This is a genomic window from Bradyrhizobium sp. 149 (assembly GCF_023073915.1).
Lineage (GTDB): Bacteria > Pseudomonadota > Alphaproteobacteria > Rhizobiales > Xanthobacteraceae > Bradyrhizobium.
The window spans coordinates 874,248-889,725 of record NZ_JADPKK010000023.1 but is presented as its reverse complement, the minus strand read 5'-3'; the positions used below and the strand labels follow the sequence as shown (position 1 = coordinate 889,725).

14 protein-coding genes are annotated in these 15,478 nt (G+C 64.9%); 13 read left to right on the top strand and 1 reads right to left on the bottom strand.

The features are described 5' to 3' along the window. Positions 1–94: 94 nt before the first annotated feature. Genes IVA88_RS31990 through uxuA form a run of 4 tightly spaced genes read left to right on the top strand, consistent with a single transcriptional unit; the run spans position 95 to position 4,334 of the window. The gene (locus IVA88_RS31990; RefSeq protein WP_247501159.1) at positions 95–673 is read left to right on the top strand and encodes a TRAP transporter small permease; all 579 of its coding nucleotides are present in this window, start codon (positions 95–97) and stop codon (positions 671–673) included. 4 nt (positions 674–677) lie between these two features. Beyond that, a complete protein-coding gene (locus IVA88_RS31985) occupies positions 678–2,084 on the top strand; it encodes a TRAP transporter large permease (RefSeq protein WP_247501158.1) in 1,407 nt (468 codons plus the stop codon). Continuing rightward, positions 2,081–3,130, top strand: coding sequence for an L-idonate 5-dehydrogenase (locus IVA88_RS31980; RefSeq protein ID WP_247501157.1), 1,050 nt, complete (start codon positions 2,081–2,083; stop codon positions 3,128–3,130). The genes IVA88_RS31985 and IVA88_RS31980 overlap by 4 nt, the downstream gene beginning before the upstream one ends. A gap of 13 nt (positions 3,131–3,143) precedes the next feature. After that, positions 3,144–4,334 carry a mannonate dehydratase gene (gene uxuA, locus IVA88_RS31975; protein WP_247501156.1) on the top strand — a complete coding sequence of 397 codons (1,191 nt, stop codon included), beginning with the start codon at positions 3,144–3,146 and terminating at the stop codon, positions 4,332–4,334. A 129-nt stretch (positions 4,335–4,463) separates the two neighbouring features. Here the strand turns inward: uxuA and IVA88_RS31970 are convergent, their stop codons facing one another. After that, positions 4,464–5,402, bottom strand: coding sequence for a LysR family transcriptional regulator (locus tag IVA88_RS31970; RefSeq protein ID WP_247501155.1), 939 nt, complete (start codon positions 5,400–5,402; stop codon positions 4,464–4,466). A gap of 210 nt (positions 5,403–5,612) precedes the next feature. Between IVA88_RS31970 and IVA88_RS31965 the strand changes: the two genes are divergently transcribed. The 9 genes from IVA88_RS31965 (at position 5,613) to IVA88_RS31925 (ending at position 15,406) form a co-directional block, all read left to right on the top strand. Next, positions 5,613–6,695 carry an ABC transporter ATP-binding protein gene (locus IVA88_RS31965; RefSeq protein ID WP_247501154.1) on the top strand — a complete coding sequence of 361 codons (1,083 nt, stop codon included), beginning with the start codon at positions 5,613–5,615 and terminating at the stop codon, positions 6,693–6,695. Positions 6,696–6,730: 35 nt separating this feature from the next. Continuing rightward, entirely contained in the window at positions 6,731–7,447 is a 717-nt protein-coding gene (locus tag IVA88_RS31960) for an HAD family hydrolase (RefSeq protein ID WP_247501153.1), read from the top strand. Positions 7,448–7,462: 15 nt separating this feature from the next. Further along, positions 7,463–8,770: an FAD-binding oxidoreductase gene (locus IVA88_RS31955; RefSeq protein WP_247501152.1), complete on the top strand. Its 1,308-nt coding sequence runs from the start codon at positions 7,463–7,465 to the stop codon at positions 8,768–8,770. A gap of 20 nt (positions 8,771–8,790) precedes the next feature. Next, the gene (locus IVA88_RS31950; RefSeq protein WP_247501151.1) at positions 8,791–9,852 is read left to right on the top strand and encodes an ABC transporter substrate-binding protein; all 1,062 of its coding nucleotides are present in this window, start codon (positions 8,791–8,793) and stop codon (positions 9,850–9,852) included. Positions 9,853–9,871: 19 nt separating this feature from the next. Continuing rightward, a complete protein-coding gene (locus tag IVA88_RS31945) occupies positions 9,872–10,738 on the top strand; it encodes an ABC transporter permease (RefSeq protein ID WP_247501150.1) in 867 nt (288 codons plus the stop codon). After that, on the top strand, positions 10,735–11,520 hold the full coding sequence (locus IVA88_RS31940) for an ABC transporter permease (protein WP_247501149.1): 786 nt from the start codon (positions 10,735–10,737) through the stop codon (positions 11,518–11,520). Before IVA88_RS31945 ends, IVA88_RS31940 begins: the two co-directional genes overlap by 4 nt. A 202-nt stretch (positions 11,521–11,722) precedes the next feature. Continuing rightward, entirely contained in the window at positions 11,723–13,384 is a 1,662-nt protein-coding gene (locus IVA88_RS31935) for a thiamine pyrophosphate-binding protein (protein WP_247501148.1), read from the top strand. 3 nt (positions 13,385–13,387) lie between these two features. Beyond that, complete coding sequence (locus IVA88_RS31930) at positions 13,388–14,653, top strand: FAD-binding oxidoreductase (protein WP_247501147.1); 1,266 nt, start codon at positions 13,388–13,390, stop codon at positions 14,651–14,653. 9 nt (positions 14,654–14,662) lie between these two features. Then, a complete protein-coding gene (locus IVA88_RS31925) occupies positions 14,663–15,406 on the top strand; it encodes an aspartate/glutamate racemase family protein (RefSeq protein WP_247501146.1) in 744 nt (247 codons plus the stop codon). Positions 15,407–15,478: the final 72 nt, after the last annotated feature.

Genomic DNA, 15,478 nt, shown 5'->3' with positions numbered 1-15,478 from the left:
CGGGGCGGTCTGCAGGACCGAACCCGGAATCTCGAGGTTCCGGGTTCTCGCTTCGCGAGCCCCGGAACGACGTGATTGCTGAAGGAGTAGCCCGATGTCCACCGCCGAAACGCACCGGCAGATCACCGCGGACGAGATCGCCCACACGTTCGAGGAGGAGGCGACACCCAAGGTCGATCTCGGCGTCTACGCTTTCGAGGACTGGGTGGCGCTGGCGATCTTCTGGGTGATGGCGCTCGCCGTCTTCCTCCAGTTCTTCACCCGCTACGTGCTCAACGACAGCTACGCATGGACCGAGGAGATTGCGACTTACTGCCTGATCGGCGTGGTCTTCATCGGCTCCTCCATGTGCGTGCGGCTGTCGCGGCACATCCAGGTGGATCTCCTCTACCGCTATCTGCCGCACCTCATGGCGCGTGTGCTGTCGACGTTGATCGACCTGATCCGGATCGTCTTCTTCGGCTACGCCATCAAGCTGGTCTGGGTCTACATCCACATCATCGGCGACGAGTCCATGACCACGATCAATCTTCCCAAGGACTACGTCTACTACGCGGTGCTGCTCGGCTTCGTGCTGATGTTCGTGCGCTCCATACAGGTGGCGGTGCAACATTTGCGACAGGGCTATTCGATCCTCGAACGTCCCGGCGCCTACGACGGTTTTGAAGGGTAATTTCATGCTGCTGTTGCTTGGAGGCTTTCTCATCCTGATGCTGCTCGGCGTCCCCGTGGCCATTGCCATGGCCGCGTCGTCGCTGCTCTACATCCTGGTCAGCGGCGTGACGCCCGACGTCACGCTGGCGCAGCGCATGATCGCCGGCGTCGAGAGCTTTCCGCTGCTCGCCGTGCCGTTCTTCATCCTGGCCGGCAATCTCATGAACATCGCCGGCGTCACCGGCCGCATCTACAAGTTCGCGGTCGCGCTGGTCGGCTGGATGCGCGGCGGCCTCGGCCACGTCAACATCATCGGTTCGGTGATCTTCTCCGGCATGTCCGGCACCGCGATCGCGGATGCCGCCGGTCTCGGCACCATCGAGATCAAGGCGATGAAGGACCACGGCTACTCCACGGAATTCTCCGTTGGCGTTACCGCGGCTTCGGCCACGCTCGGGCCCATCATCCCGCCGTCGCTGCCTTTCGTGATCTACGGCATGATGGCCAATGTCTCGATCGGCGCGCTGTTTCTGGGGGGCGTCATTCCCGGCGTCGTCCTGACGCTGCTGATGATGGCCACCGTCACCTATTTCGCGCACAAGAACAAATGGGGCAGCGATACGCCGTTCTCCTGGCCGCAACTGGGATCGGCGGGGCTCGAGATCCTCGTCGTCCTGAGCTTCCCGATGGCTGTCTGGCTTCTGACCGTTGCCGGTCTCTCGACCAATTGGGCTGTTGGTCTCGGCCTGGTCACGCTGCTCGCAATCGACTGGTATTTCGATTTCTCCGCGGTGATGGCGCTGATGGCGCCGGTGATCCTGATCGGTGGCATGACGCTCGGCTGGTTCACACCGACGGAAGCCGCGGTCGCCGCCGTGATCTGGTCGCTGTTCCTCGGCCTCGTGCGCTACCGCACCATGACGATGAAGACGGTCGCGAAAGCGACCTTCGACACCATCGAGACCACGGCCTCGGTGCTGTTCATCGTCACGGCAGCTTCGATTTTCGCCTGGCTCCTGACGGTGTCGCAGGCAGCCCAGATGCTGTCGGACTGGATGCTGAGCATCACCCACAACAAATGGGTGTTCCTGGGGCTTGCAAACGTCCTGATCCTGTTTGTCGGATGCTTCATCGACACCACGGCCGCGATCACCATTCTGGTGCCGATCCTGTTGCCGATCGTGCTCAAGCTCGGCATCGACCCGATCCATTTCGGGCTGATCATGACGTTGAACCTGATGATCGGCCTGTTGCATCCGCCGCTCGGCATGGTGCTGTTCGTGCTCGCGCGCGTGGCGAAGCTCTCCGTCGAGCGCACGACGGTGGCAATCCTGCCCTGGCTGGTGCCGCTGATGCTCGCGCTGATCGCGATCACCTACATCCCTGAACTTACTCTCTGGCTGCCAAAATACATGGGACTTTCCAAATGACCTCCACTGCTCTCGCCGCAACCTTGTTTGGACCTGAAGATCTGCGCATGATCGAGCATCCGCTCGACAAGCTCGCCGCAGGCATGGTGCGCATCCGCTTCGGCGCCGGCGGCATCTGCGGCTCGGACATGCACTATTTCCGTCATGCCCGGACCGGCGATTTCGTGGTGAAGTCGCCGCTTGTGCTCGGCCACGAGATCTCGGGCGAGGTCGTGGAGATCGCGGGCACCGCAGCGAACCTGAGGGTCGGCGACCGCATCGCCGTCAACCCGTCGCGCTGGTGCGGCCATTGCGTCGCTTGCCGCGAAGGCCGGCAAAATCTCTGCGAAAATATCTACTTCATGGGCTCGGCCTCGAAGACGCCGCACATGCAGGGCGGTTTCGCCAATTACTTCGATGCGATCCCGGCGCAATGCGTGAAGATCCCCGATCACGTGTCCTATCAGGCCGCGGCGCTGGCCGAGCCGCTCGCGGTCTGCCTGCACGCGGTCGCGCGTGCCGGCAACATTGAAGGCAAGCGCGGCATCATCTTCGGCGCCGGCCCGATCGGGCTCCTGACCATGCTCGCCGCGCGCCGCGCCGGCATGACCGACATCACCGTCGCCGACATCGCGCCGGCGCCGCTCGCCTTTGCGACCCGGCTCGGCGCCTCTCACGTCGAGAACGTCGCGGCCGGGGAGGAAGGCCTGAAGGCGCAGGCCGCGTCGCGCCCCTACGATGTCGGTTTCGAAGTGTCGGGCACGGCTGCAGGCCTTGCCAGCGCGATCGGTATCGTCAGGCGCGGCGGCGTTGTGGTGCAGATCGGCAATCTGCCGGGCGGTCAGATTTCGGTGCCCGCGAATGCGGTGATGGCGAAGGAGATCGACCTGCGCGGTTCGTTCCGCTTCGGGCTTGAGTTCATGACGGCGGTGGAGCTGATCAGCGCCGGCAGCGTCGACGTGTTGTCGCTGGTCACCGCCGAGCGACCGCTGTCCGCCGCGCCGGATGCGCTGCGGCTGGCGCTCGACCGTTCGCAGAGCGTCAAGGTCGTGCTGACCGCCAATTGATCGGAGAACGCCCATGATGCTGGAGGGATGGCGCTGGTACGGGCCCGACGATCCCGTGTCGCTGGACGATGTCAGGCAGGCCGGCGCGACCGATATCGTCTCGGCACTGCATCAGGTGCCGATCGGCGAGGCCTGGACACGCAAGGCGGTCGAGGAGCGCAAGGATTTCATCGAGCGCGGCCAGCCCGGCCGCTCGCAATTGACCTGGTCGGTGGTGGAATCGATTCCGATCCCCGACGATGTCAAGCGTCTCGGGGCTAAGGCGACGCGCTCGATCGAGGCATGGATCGCGAGCCTGGAAGCGGTTGCCGCCGCCGGTATCAAGATCATCTGCTACAATTTCATGCCGGTGGTCGACTGGTGCCGCACCGATCTGGAATGGGAGCTGCCGAACGGCGCCCGCGCCATGCGCTTCGACCAGGACCGCTTTGCCGCGTTCGAGCTGCACATCCTGAAGCGGCCGGCCGCGCTTCAGGAATACTCACCCGAGCAGCAGGCTCGCGCGAAAAAGCTGTTCGACCAGATGAGTCAGGCCGATATCGACTATCTCATCATGGTCATCGCCAGTGCGCTGCCGGGGTCGACCACCGAGCCGATGACCATCCCGCAATTCCGCGACCGGCTCGAAACATATCGTGACATCACGCCGAAAATCCTGCGGCAACATCTCGCCGAGTTTTTGGGCCGCGTCGCGCCCGTCGCCGAGCAGCTCGGGGTCTCGCTGACACTGCATCCAGACGATCCGCCGCGCCCGCTGTTCGGCCTGCCGCGCGTCGCCTCCAGCGCCGATGATTATCAGGCGCTGTTCGATGCCGTGCCGTCGAGGGCCAACGGCATTTGCCTGTGCACGGGCTCTCTCGGCGTGCGCGCCGAGAACGATCTCCCCGCCATGGCCGAACGCTTCGGTCCGCGCATCGCCTTCGCGCATCTGCGCGCGACCAAGCGCGAGGCGGATGGTCTGTCGTTCTACGAGTCCGATCATCTCGACGGCGACGTCGACATGGTCGCGGTGCTGAAGGCACTTTTGAAGGAGAACGCACGGCGCTCGCCCGACAAGCAAATCGTCTTCCGGCCCGACCATGGCCACCGCATGCTGGACGATCTCGCAGCGACCAAGCGCACCAATCCCGGCTACACCGCGATCGGGCGCCTGCGCGGCCTCGCCGAGCTCCGCGGCGCGATCCGCGCGATCGAGCATCGGTAGTCGAGGCCCCACTTACATCGTCATTGCGAGCGTAGCGAAGCAATCCAGAATCCCTCCGCGGAAAGACTCTGGATTGCTTCGCTACGCTCGCAATGACGTGGAGAGAGGAGCGTACCCCAACACCGCCGCTCAATAACATGCTGCCATCGCGCCGAGCTTCGGATAGAGCCGGTCGATTGCGGCGATCTCGCTTTTCATCTGCGCGGTGATCCAGTCGCGGATCTCGGCGGCGATGGGGCGCATCGGCCGGTTGCGCGGCGGCAGGAATTCGCAGATGCGACGCGTGGTGGTGAGTGTGTCGGAGGCCGGCACCAGCGCGCCGGTCAACAGCCAATGCGAGGCGACCGTCAGCCAACCGAGCGCGATGCCCTGGCCGAGCAGGGCGGCCTGCATCACGACGGCATAGTCCGTGAAGCTCAGCGCCTTGGCCGCACCGCGGCGTCCCGTGAGGAGCGAGGCGTAATCCGCGGCCCAGTCGCCCGGCGTCTCGGCGAGCCGAATGATGGTGTTGCCCTCGGTGGCATCGGTTTCGCCCAGATAGCCAGGGCTGCACATCGGCAGCATGACTTCCTTCATCACCAGCGTGCCGCCGGATGACGGCTCCTCGCGATCGCGGAAGCGCATGCCGAGATCGACATTCTCCACCGGTCCGCGCAGCGCGCCGGAGATCAGCTGGAAGCGCAAATCGACCTGCGGGAATTGCTTCTGGAGCTTGTCGATGCGCGGCATCAGCCAATGCGTGGTGAAGGCGGAGGAGACCGACAGCGTCACCGTCTCGGTGCCCTTGCGGCGGCGCTCGATCTCGACCAGCCCGCTCTCGATGCTGCGAAAACCTTCGAGCACGCGGCGATACAACAGTTCGCCTTCCTCGGTGAGCACCGCGCGTCCCGCCTTGCGGTCGAACAGGCGGACGCCGAGGTGCTCCTCGAACTGGCCGAGCATCCGGCTCACCGCAGGCTGGGTGACGTTCAGTTCGGCGGCCGCCGCGGTGAAGCTGCCATTGCGCGCCGCCGCGTCGAAGACGAACAGGGCGTTACTGGAGGGCAGCATCCGGCGCAGCTCGGGCATAACACCATGTTATGAGCTGGGTGAGAATTTGGCAATTGCCGAGTTTTGCCAAGTCTGCTGTCATTGGCTTCACAGCCTAAAGACAGGGCTCGCGAGAGAAGATTTGGTGCGGCGCACGCTGCGATCGTGAGGACTCCAGATCTCTGTCTATAAAGCAGGCTCATGGCGCGCAGTGAGGCACGCCAGCTCAGGACATGGCGAGGTCGATCGTTGGACAAGCGAGCGGAAAGCGTCGAGATCAGGTCCGCGAGCAAGACTTACGGCGCGGTTCGCGCGCTTGACGACGTGTCCCTCAATGTCGCCGCCGGCGAGTTCGTCTCGCTGCTTGGCCCCTCCGGCTCCGGCAAGACTACGCTGCTTGGCATTTTAGGCGGTTTCATCCTGCCATCGAGCGGAACGATCCTGTTCGGTGGCCGCGATGTCACCTGGATGCCGCCGCACAAGCGCGACATCGGCGTCGTCTTCCAGAACTACGCACTGTTCCCGCATATGAGCGTTGGCGAGAACGTCGCCTTTCCCTTGCGTGCGCGGCGCCTGCCGAAGGCGGCCTGGCCCGACAAGGTGCGCGCGGCGCTCGCGATGGTCGGCCTTGCCGGCTATGAAGAGCGCGGCATTGCGCAACTCTCCGGCGGGCAGCGCCAGCGCGTGGCGCTCGCGCGCGCCATGATCTTCGAGCCGCGGTTGATCCTGATGGACGAGCCGCTGTCCGCGCTCGACAAGCAGCTGCGCGAATCCATGCAGATCGAGCTGCGCACGCTGCACAAGCGCATCGGCGCCACCATCATCTACGTCACCCATGACCAGCGCGAAGCGCTGACCATGAGCGACCGCGTCGCCGTGATGAAGGACGGCAGGCTGGTCCAGATCGACGCACCCGAGCGCTTGCACGATCATCCCGCGGATTCCTTCGTCGCGAGTTTTATCGGCGAGGCCACGATGCTTCCCGTGCGACGCGTCGATGCCTTCAGCGTCGCGCTCGGCAGCGTCCTTCTGCGCAGCGCCCGCGCGATTCCTGACGGAGATGCGCTGATGCTCGCCGTGCACAGCGAAAAGCTGCTGATCGACGAGGGCGCGCAGGATACCGCCTGCAACCGCTTGACCGGTACCGTCACGGATATCGTCTATCAGGGCGAGAGCCTGCGCATCTTTCTGGCGCTCGCCGATGGCATCGTCCTCAGCCTGCGCCAGGCGAGCTATCACCAGGCCTACAGCCGCATTCCGCCGCTCGGCGGCAGCCTCACCGTGACCCTTCACCCCGAGGACACCATCGTCGTGCCCAGGGCGAGGGACTGAACTCAAGCCTTGTCCAACCGAGAGAAGAAGCCAAAATGTCGTCAGCAGCCTCGTTCAGCAATTTCAAGGTTCTCACCTTCGACGTCGTCGGCACCTTGATCGATTTCGAGACCGGCGTGCTCTCCGCGGTGCGCAGGATTTCGGGGAAGTCGCGGGCCGAGCTCAGTGACGACAAGATATTCGAATCCTACAAGCGCGGCCGCGACAAGCACCACGAGCGCTCGAGCGAGGTCATGTTTCATGTCTATCGCTATCTCGCGGAGGAACTCGGGCTGCAGGCCGATGACGCCTCCTGCGACGTCTTCCAGCTCGCCGTGCTGCGCTGGGGACCGTTCCCGGACTCGGTCGAGGCACTCAAGCGCCTGCGCACGAAATTTCGCCTCGTGGCGATGACCAATGCCGACCGCGTCGCTCTCTCCTGTTACGCGCACGCGCTCGGCAATCCCTTCGACGATACCGTTTGCGCCGACGAGACGGGGGTTGCGAAGCCCGATCCGGAGTTCTTCGCGTACAACAAGGGCCGCCAGTCTGCTTTCGGCTACAAGCAGTCCGATATCCTGCACGTCGCGCAGAGCCAGTATCACGACATCGGAATCGCGCGGAAGCTCGGCTACAAGGTGTGCTGGATCGAGCGTCGCCAGGGCATGGCCGGCTTTGGCGGCACACCGGCCGTGGAGACGCTGACCAAGCCGGACTTCCATTTTCCGACCTTGAAGGCGCTCGCCGACGCGGCGATCGGGCCGGCGGCGTAACGCATGAGCGATGGCATGACAGGGGACTGGAACGCGCTGCCATCGGCCAACTCGCTGTGGGCAGCCACGGCGGAGCCGGCGCGCGAGTTTCCGGTCCTGTCGGGCGAGCAGCGGGCAGATGTGGTGATCATCGGTGCAGGCTACACGGGCCTCTCTGCTGCGCACCACATCGCCAAGAGCGGTTTGTCGCCGATCGTGCTGGAGGCGAACCACCCCGGCTGGGGCGCGAGTGGCCGCAATGGCGGCGTGATCACCGCAAAGTTCCGGCTGTCGTTCCGTGAGATCGACGCCGCGCACGGCCGCGCCATGGCGCAGCGCATGTACGGGATCGCGCATGAATCCACTGATATCGTCGAGGAGCTGGTCTCCGAATTTGGCATCACCAGTGCCGCGTTGACGCGCACCGGCCAGGTCAAGGCCGCCCACAACGAGACGACGCTGAAGACCGCGATCGACGAAGTGGCGTGGATGAAGCAGGAAATGGGCGATGCGGAGGTCCGCATCCTCGACAAGGGTCAAGTGCGCGACGAGACCGGCTCCGACATCTTCGTCGGCGGCGTGCTCAATCCCGGCTCCGGCGGCATCCATCCGTTGAATTATCTGCGCGGTCTTGCCGATGGCGTGGCGCGCCGCGGCATTCCCATTTTCCAGCAGTCGCCGGTCGTAAAGCTCCGGCGCGAGAACAGCGGCATCATCGCCGAAACGCCGCACGGCGTGGTGCGCGCCAAGCAGGCGATCATCGCCACCAACAGCTATTCGGATCTGACGCATGCGACCGCGCACATGCAGCGGACGCTGATCCCGTTCCGGAGCGCCATCATCGCGACCGACAAGCTGCCGCGCAACCTCGCGGGAAGCCTGATGCCGACCGGGCGCACCTACACCGAGACCAAACGCATGATGCGCTGGTTCCGGATGGTCGACAATCGCGTGATTTTTGGCGGCCGCGGCGCGTTCGGCAAGCAGGACTCGGAAGCCGCCTTCGACGCGTTGCGCAAGGCGATGGTCGGCATCTTCCCGGATCTCGCCGACGTTCCGCTCGCCTATAAATGGACGGGCCTGGTCGGGATGACGCTGGACTCGGTGCCGCATATCGGCCGGCTCGACGACCGCACCCTGTTCTCGATGGGCTACAACGGCGCCGGTGTGGCGATGTCGAGCCTGATGGGCCGCTATCTCGCCGCTTTTGTGCGCGGCGAGACGCCCGAGGTCGGGCTGCTCGACGCGCGACGCATGAAGGCCATCCCGCTCTATCCGCTGCGCGAGCCCGCCGTGCGCATGGTCGCCGGCTGGTACCAGTTTCTCGATGCGATCGGACAATGATCTATTTGGAGGAGGCGAGGATGATGACGAAACTGAATTCTGGATTTGGCTACGCCCTGTTGGGCGCTTCACTCGGCGCGCTCACGCTCAGCGGCACCGCCGCGAACGCCGCCGAACAAATCACCTTCGTCTCGCAGGGCGGCGCCTACCAGCAGGCGCAGACGGTGGCGATCCTCGATCCCTCCGCCAAGAAGCTCGGCATCACCATCAACCAGGACTCGATTCCCGATGCCTGGCCCGCGATCAAGACGCAAGTCGGCAGCGGCAAGCCGATCTGGGACGTCGTGGACACCCCGACCGGGTATTGCCTGCGCGGCGGCGAGCAGGGGCTGATCGAGAAGCTCGACTTCTCGAAGATTCCGAACGCAGCAGCGATGCCTGAAGCGTATCGCAACCCCTATTCGGTGTCGTACGAGTTCTATTCCAGCGTGCTGGCCTACAGCCAGAAAACGTTTCCAAAGGACGCGCCGAACAGCTGGGTCGATTTCTGGGACGTCAAGAAATTCCCCGGCCGCCGGGCGCTGCGCAACCACCCGATCGCCACGCTCGAGGCGGCACTGATGGCCGACGGAGTCGCGCCCGACAAACTCTATCCGCTCGACGTCGACCGCGCCTTCAAGAAGCTGGAAGAGATCAAGCCGCACATCACGGTGTGGTGGACATCAGGCGCACAGTCGGCGCAGCTTCTCAATGACGGCGAGGTCGACATGGAGATGGCCTGGAACGGCCGCGTCAGCGCGGTCGCCAAGGAAGGCGCCAAGGTCGCCTTCACCTACAACCAGGGCGTTTTGCAAAGCACCTCGCTCTGCATCCTCAAGGGCGCGCCCAACCTCGAGACGGCCGTCAAATTCCTCAACGAGGCCGTCGATCCCGTGCACCAGGCCAATCTGCCGCTGCATATCGACTACGGTCCCGGAAATCCAAAGGCTTTCGAGACCAATGTGATCAAGCCCGAGCGCGCCGCGCAATTGCCGAGTGAGCCCGTCAATGCGGCCAAGCAGGCACTGATGTCCTACGCGTGGTGGTCGTCGCCGGCGGGCGAAGCCGCCGAGAAGCGCTGGGCGTCGTTCATGCAGAAGTAGGCGAAGCGAGGCCGCGTCGATGACATCCACGCCGGATCCCTCCCAAAAGCAACAGCGCCGCGAGCACGGCCTGATGCTGGCATTGGTGTCGCCGGCGCTGCTGGTGATCTTGGCTCTGATCGTGCTGCCGGTCGGCTGGCTCGCCTGGCAGTCGATCTACCATGACGGCTTCACGCTGGAGAACTATCGCCGCGTCTTCACCGAAGACATCTACTGGCGCAGCTTTGCGCTGACCTTCGAGATCAGCCTCGCGGTCACGGGAATCGCGCTGCTGCTCGGCTATCCCGTGGCCTACCTCGCCAACTCGGTGCCGAAGGGATGGAGCATTCTCATCCTGTCGCTGGTCGTGCTGCCGTTCTGGACCGGTGTGCTGGTGCGTGCCTATGCCTGGCTGGCGCTGCTCCAGCGCACCGGCGTGATCAACCAGCTTTTGCGTTATCTCGACGTGACGAGCGAGCCGCTCGCGCTGGTTCACAACACTTTCGGCGCGGTGGTTGCGACGGTACACATCCTGTTGCCGTTCATGGTGCTGCCGCTCTACGCCACCATGCAGAAGATCCCGAGCGACCTCATGCAGGCCGGCGCCAGCCTGGGGGCGAGCCCGTCGCTCACCTTCGTCCGCGTCTTCCTGCCGCTGTCGCTGCCGGGCGTGCTCGCGGGCTGCACCATGGTGTTCGTGCTCTGCCTCGGCTTCTACATCACGCCGGAGCTGCTCGGCGGCGGCCGCACGGTGATGGTGTCGATGCTGGTGAGCCGCAATGTCGAGCTTTACAATCAGTTCGGCGCTGCGAGCGCGGTTGCCGTCGTGCTGCTCGCCAGCGTGCTGCTGATTTTTGCCGTCGTCAGCCGCTTCATCTCGCTCGATCGCATTTTGGGGCAGAAATGATGCGATTGTCGCCCGCCCGGCTTGCCCTCTATGTGATCAGCGCGCTGGTGCTGGTCTATCTGATCCTGCCGGTGCTGATCATCGCGCCGATCTCCTTCTCCAGCGCGCGCTTTTTGACGTTCCCGCCGCCGTCGTTCTCGCTGCGCTGGTATCAGCAATATTTCGCCAACCCCGCCTGGATGCAGGCGACGCGGGTGACGCTGACGGTCGCGCTCCTGACCGTGGTGATCGCGACGCCGCTCGGCGTCTCCGCGGCCTATGCCATCAGCCAGTCGAAGCTGCGGATCATGCGCGTCGTCCACATGATGCTGCTCTTGCCGCTGGTGGTACCGATCATCATCACCGCCGTCGGGATCTTCTTCGTCTATGCCAAAGTCGGCCTGGTCGCGACGCTGCCGGGCCTGGTGCTCGCCAACGTGATGCTGGGGCTGCCATACGTCATCATTTCGGTGCTTGCGGGGTTGCAGAGCTTCGACCCCGCGCAGGAAATGGTGGCGCGCAGCCTCGGCATGAACCGCTTGCGCAGCTTCTTCGCGGTGACCTTGCCGCAGATCAAGTCCAGCGTGGTCGCGGGCGGCATCTTCGCCTTCATCTCGGCGATGGACGAGACCATCGTCGCGCTGTTCATCTCCGGCGGCCAGTATCAGCCGCTGACCAAGCGCATGTTCACCGCGCTCCGCGACGAGATCGACCCGACCATCGCCGCGATCTCGACGCTGATGACGGCGGCCTCCTTCATGCTGGTGCTGCTGGCGAGCGCGCGGCAGCGCAAAGGGGCATGACGGCGAGGGTACGGTCCGTGCTCTGCGGTTGACGCCCGGGACAGACAGCGCTGCCGCCGCCATTTGCCGGAGAGGCATGACGAGGCCGTGGTGCCGGGCCGCGGTTTCGGCCTTGCACCTTGTTTCCGCCTGTCCTACGCCAGCCCCGAACCAACTTTTCGCGAAGCTGCGAAGCGCATCGCCAAAGCCTGAGGGAGCCGTCATGACCATTCGCAACACCCGCACCGGGGGCCAGATCCTGATCGATCAGCTGGTCGCGCAAGGTGTCGAGCGCGTCACCTGCGTGCCGGGCGAGAGCTACCTCGCGGCGCTCGACGCGCTGCATGACTGCCCGATCGACGTCATGATCTGCCGCGCCGAAGGCGGGGCTGCGATGATGGCGGAGGCCTATGGCAAGCTCACCGGCCGCCCCGGGATCTGCTTCGTCACCCGCGGTCCCGGCGCCACCAATGCCAGCCACGGCGTCCACATCGCGATGCAGGATTCCACGCCGATGATCCTGTTCGTCGGCCAGGTCGACACCGGCATGCGCGAGCGCGAGGCGTTCCAGGAGCTCGACTACAAGGCGGTGTTCGGCACCATGGCGAAATGGGCGGTCGAGATCGATCGGCCCGACCGCATTCCGGAGCTGGTCGCGCGCGCCTTCCGCGTCGCCATGCAGGGCCGTCCCGGTCCCGTGGTGATCTCCCTGCCCGAGAACATGCTGACCGAGACTGCTGCCGTTGCCGACGCCATGCGGATCGAGCCAGCCGTGAGCTGGCCGGCGCCTGCTGATATCGAGCGGGTTGGCGCGATGCTTGCCAGCGCCAAGGCGCCGCTCGTCATTCTCGGCGGCTCGCGCTGGACGGATGAGGCGACCAGGAGCATCGCGCGCTTTGCCGAACGGTTCGACCTGCCGGTCGCGACCTCGTTCCGCCGGGCCTCGCTGATCGACGCCGATCACTCCCACTATGCCGGCGATCTCGGCATCGGCCCGAGCCCGGGCCTGAAGGCGCGCGTCGACGGCGCCGACGTCATTCTGCTCATCGGCGGCCGCATGTCGGAAATGCCGTCCTCGTCCTACACGCTGTTCGATATTCCGACTCCGCAGCAGAAGCTGATCCACGTGCATCCGGGTTCGGAAGAGCTTGGCCGCGTCTATCAGCCGGCGCTCGCGATCCAGGCCACGCCGGCCGCGTTCGCCGCCGCAGTCGAGACGCTGAAGCCCGCCGGGGCGCTGGTGTGGAAGGGTGAAGCGGCCAAGGCGCATGCCGATTATCTGGCCTGGACCGACAAGGCACGCGAGCTGCCGGGCACGTTCCAGTACGGCCAGGTCATGACCTGGCTGCGCGCCCGCCTGCCCAAGGACGCGATCGTCTGCAACGGCGCCGGCAACTATGCCGGCTGGATCCACCGTCATCACCGCTTCCACAGCTTTGCCGCGCAGCTCGCGCCGACCTCGGGCTCGATGGGTTACGGTGTGCCGGCGGCGGTGCTTGCCAAACGGCAATTTCCGGATCGCACCGTCATAGCCTTTGCCGGCGACGGCTGCTTCCTGATGAACGGCCAGGAGTTCGCGACCGCCGTGCAATACGACGCAGCCCTCGTCGTCATCGTCGTCGACAATGCGCAATATGGTACCATCCGCATGCACCAGGAGCGCGATTATCCCGGTCGCGTGGTCGGCACCCAGCTCAAGAACCCGGATTTTGCGATGTACGCAAAAGCGTTCGGTGGCCATGGCGAGCGCGTCGAGCGTACCGAAGAGTTCGCACCGGCCTTCGAGCGTGCGCTCGCCTCGGGCAAGCCGTCGATCCTCCACTGCATCATCGATCCGCGCGCGATGTCGGTCGGCAAGGACTTTGCCCCTGCGGTGAAGGCTTAAACGATGTCGCAAAGCCGCCACGTCGCCATCATCGGTGCCGGCGCGGTCGGCGTGATCAGCGCCATCGAAGCGCTGCGCGAGGGACATCATGTCACGCTGATCGATCCGGGCGAGCCCGGTGGCGAACAGGCGGCGAGCTACGGCAATGCCGGCTGGCTCTCCTCGCATTCGGTGATCCCGCCGGCTGAGCCCGGCGTCTGGAAGAAGGTGCCTGGCTATCTGATGGACCCGCTCGGACCGCTCGCGATCCGCTGGTCCTATCTGCCGAAGGCGCTGCCTTGGCTGATCAAATACCTGCTCTCGGGCTGGACCGAGGCGCGGGTCGAGAAGACGGCTTTTGCGCTGCGCGACCTCCTGAAGGACGCGCCGCTGTTGCACAGGAAGCTCGCGGAGGAGGCGGGCGTCCCTGAACTGATCGAGCGCAATGGCGTGATGCATGTGTTCCCGTCGCGCGGCAATTTCGACGAAGATCCCGGCTGGCGCGTGCGCAAGCGCGTCGGTGTCGAATGGCTGGAGCTTTCGGCCGACGAGATGCGTCAGCGTGAGCCCGATTTGCATCCGCGCTACACGTTTGGCGTGGTGGTGGAGGAGGCCGGGCGCTGCCGCGACCCCGGAGCCTATATCGCAGCCCTCGCGCAACATGCGCTGGCAAGCGGCGCCAAGCTGGTGCGGGCCAAGGCGACGGGGCTCAAGCTCTCCGGCAACAAGCTCGTGGCTGTCCTGACCGAGACCGGCGAGATTGCCTGCGATGCCGCGGTGATTGCCGCCGGCGCCCGTTCGAAGCGGCTCACCGCGTCGGTCGGCGATCCGCTGCCGCTGGAGACCGAGCGCGGCTATCACGTCATGATCGAGAATCCGGAAACGGGGCCACGCAGCTCGATGATGGCTTCGGATGCGAAGATGGTGGTGAACTGGACCGACAAGGGTTTGCGCGCCGCCGGCACGGTCGAGATCGCGGGCCTCGAGGCTGCGCCGAACTGGATGCGCGCCGAGATTCTGCGCAACAACCTCTTCAGCATGTTCCCGAAACTGCCGACGGACATTCCGGCTTCGCGCATCAAGACCTGGTTTGGCCATCGGCCGAGCATGCCGGACGGATGTCCCTGCATCGGTTACGCGCGGGCCTCGCGCGACATCGTTTATGCCTTCGGCCACGGTCATATCGGCCTGGTCGGCTCGGCCCGCACCGGCCGTCTCGTCGCCCAGCTTCTCAGCGGCAAGCCACCGGAAATTCCGCTCGCACCGTTCGCGCCCGACCGTTTCCTCTGAGATCGCACCATGACCGCTCCAGCCAACTCGTCATCCCGAATCGCCCGCGGCGGCAAGGCCATCTATGGGGCGCCGCTCGGCATCCTGATGCTGGAGGCGCGCTTTCCCCGTATTCCCGGCGACATGGGCAACGGCACCACCTGGCCGTTTCCCGTGCTCTATCGCGTGGTGAGTGGCGCCTCGCCGGAGAAAGTGGTGCTGAACGGCGCGGCCGGTCTGCTGCCGGATTTCATCGACGCGGCGAAGGATCTTGTGCGGCTCGGGGCCGAAGCCATCACCACCAATTGCGGCTTCCTCTCGCTGTTTCAGAAGGAGATCGCAGCCGCGGTCGGCGTCCCCGTCGCGACCTCGTCACTGATGCAGGTGCCGTGGGTGCAGGCGACCTTGCCGCCGGGCAAGCGCGTCGGCCTTGTCACGGTGTCGGGCTCGGCCCTGACGCCGGCCCATCTCGAAGGCGCCGGCGTGCCGCTCGACACCCCGCTGGTCGGCACCGAGAACGGCAAGGAGTTCTTCCGCGTCCTGATCAAGGCCGAGAAGGACGATATGGACATCGCGCAGGCCGAGCGCGACGTGGTCGAGGCCGGCAAGGAGCTGGTCGCCGGGAATCCCGATGTCGGCGCGATCGTGCTTGAATGCACCAACATGCCGCCTTATGCGGCGGCGCTTCAAGCCGAGGTCGGATTGCCCGTCTATGATATCTATTCCATGATTACGTGGTTTCATGCCGGACTGCGACCGCGTCGGTTTGGTTAGAGGTCGAGAAGCTGCCTATCGACTGCATCACCTCCGCGATGAAGGAAGGCTACGCGCAAATCTATATGCCGG

What these genes read in the sequence shown, in the direction of transcription:
- IVA88_RS31945 (WP_247501150.1), top strand. Translation starts at nt 9,872, where the DNA reads ATGACATCCACGCCGGATCCCTCCCAAAAGCAACAGCGCCGCGAGCAC.
- IVA88_RS31925 (WP_247501146.1), top strand. Translation starts at nt 14,663, where the DNA reads ATGACCGCTCCAGCCAACTCGTCATCCCGAATCGCCCGCGGCGGCAAG.
- IVA88_RS31970 (WP_247501155.1), bottom strand. Translation starts at nt 5,402, where the DNA reads ATGCCCGAGCTGCGCCGGATGCTGCCCTCCAGTAACGCCCTGTTCGTC.
- IVA88_RS31950 (WP_247501151.1), top strand. Translation starts at nt 8,791, where the DNA reads ATGATGACGAAACTGAATTCTGGATTTGGCTACGCCCTGTTGGGCGCT.
- IVA88_RS31990 (WP_247501159.1), top strand. Translation starts at nt 95, where the DNA reads ATGTCCACCGCCGAAACGCACCGGCAGATCACCGCGGACGAGATCGCC.
- IVA88_RS31940 (WP_247501149.1), top strand. Translation starts at nt 10,735, where the DNA reads ATGATGCGATTGTCGCCCGCCCGGCTTGCCCTCTATGTGATCAGCGCG.
- IVA88_RS31935 (WP_247501148.1), top strand. Translation starts at nt 11,723, where the DNA reads ATGACCATTCGCAACACCCGCACCGGGGGCCAGATCCTGATCGATCAG.
- uxuA (WP_247501156.1), top strand. Translation starts at nt 3,144, where the DNA reads ATGATGCTGGAGGGATGGCGCTGGTACGGGCCCGACGATCCCGTGTCG.
- IVA88_RS31985 (WP_247501158.1), top strand. Translation starts at nt 678, where the DNA reads ATGCTGCTGTTGCTTGGAGGCTTTCTCATCCTGATGCTGCTCGGCGTC.
- IVA88_RS31930 (WP_247501147.1), top strand. Translation starts at nt 13,388, where the DNA reads ATGTCGCAAAGCCGCCACGTCGCCATCATCGGTGCCGGCGCGGTCGGC.
- IVA88_RS31955 (WP_247501152.1), top strand. Translation starts at nt 7,463, where the DNA reads ATGACAGGGGACTGGAACGCGCTGCCATCGGCCAACTCGCTGTGGGCA.
- IVA88_RS31960 (WP_247501153.1), top strand. Translation starts at nt 6,731, where the DNA reads ATGTCGTCAGCAGCCTCGTTCAGCAATTTCAAGGTTCTCACCTTCGAC.
- IVA88_RS31980 (WP_247501157.1), top strand. Translation starts at nt 2,081, where the DNA reads ATGACCTCCACTGCTCTCGCCGCAACCTTGTTTGGACCTGAAGATCTG.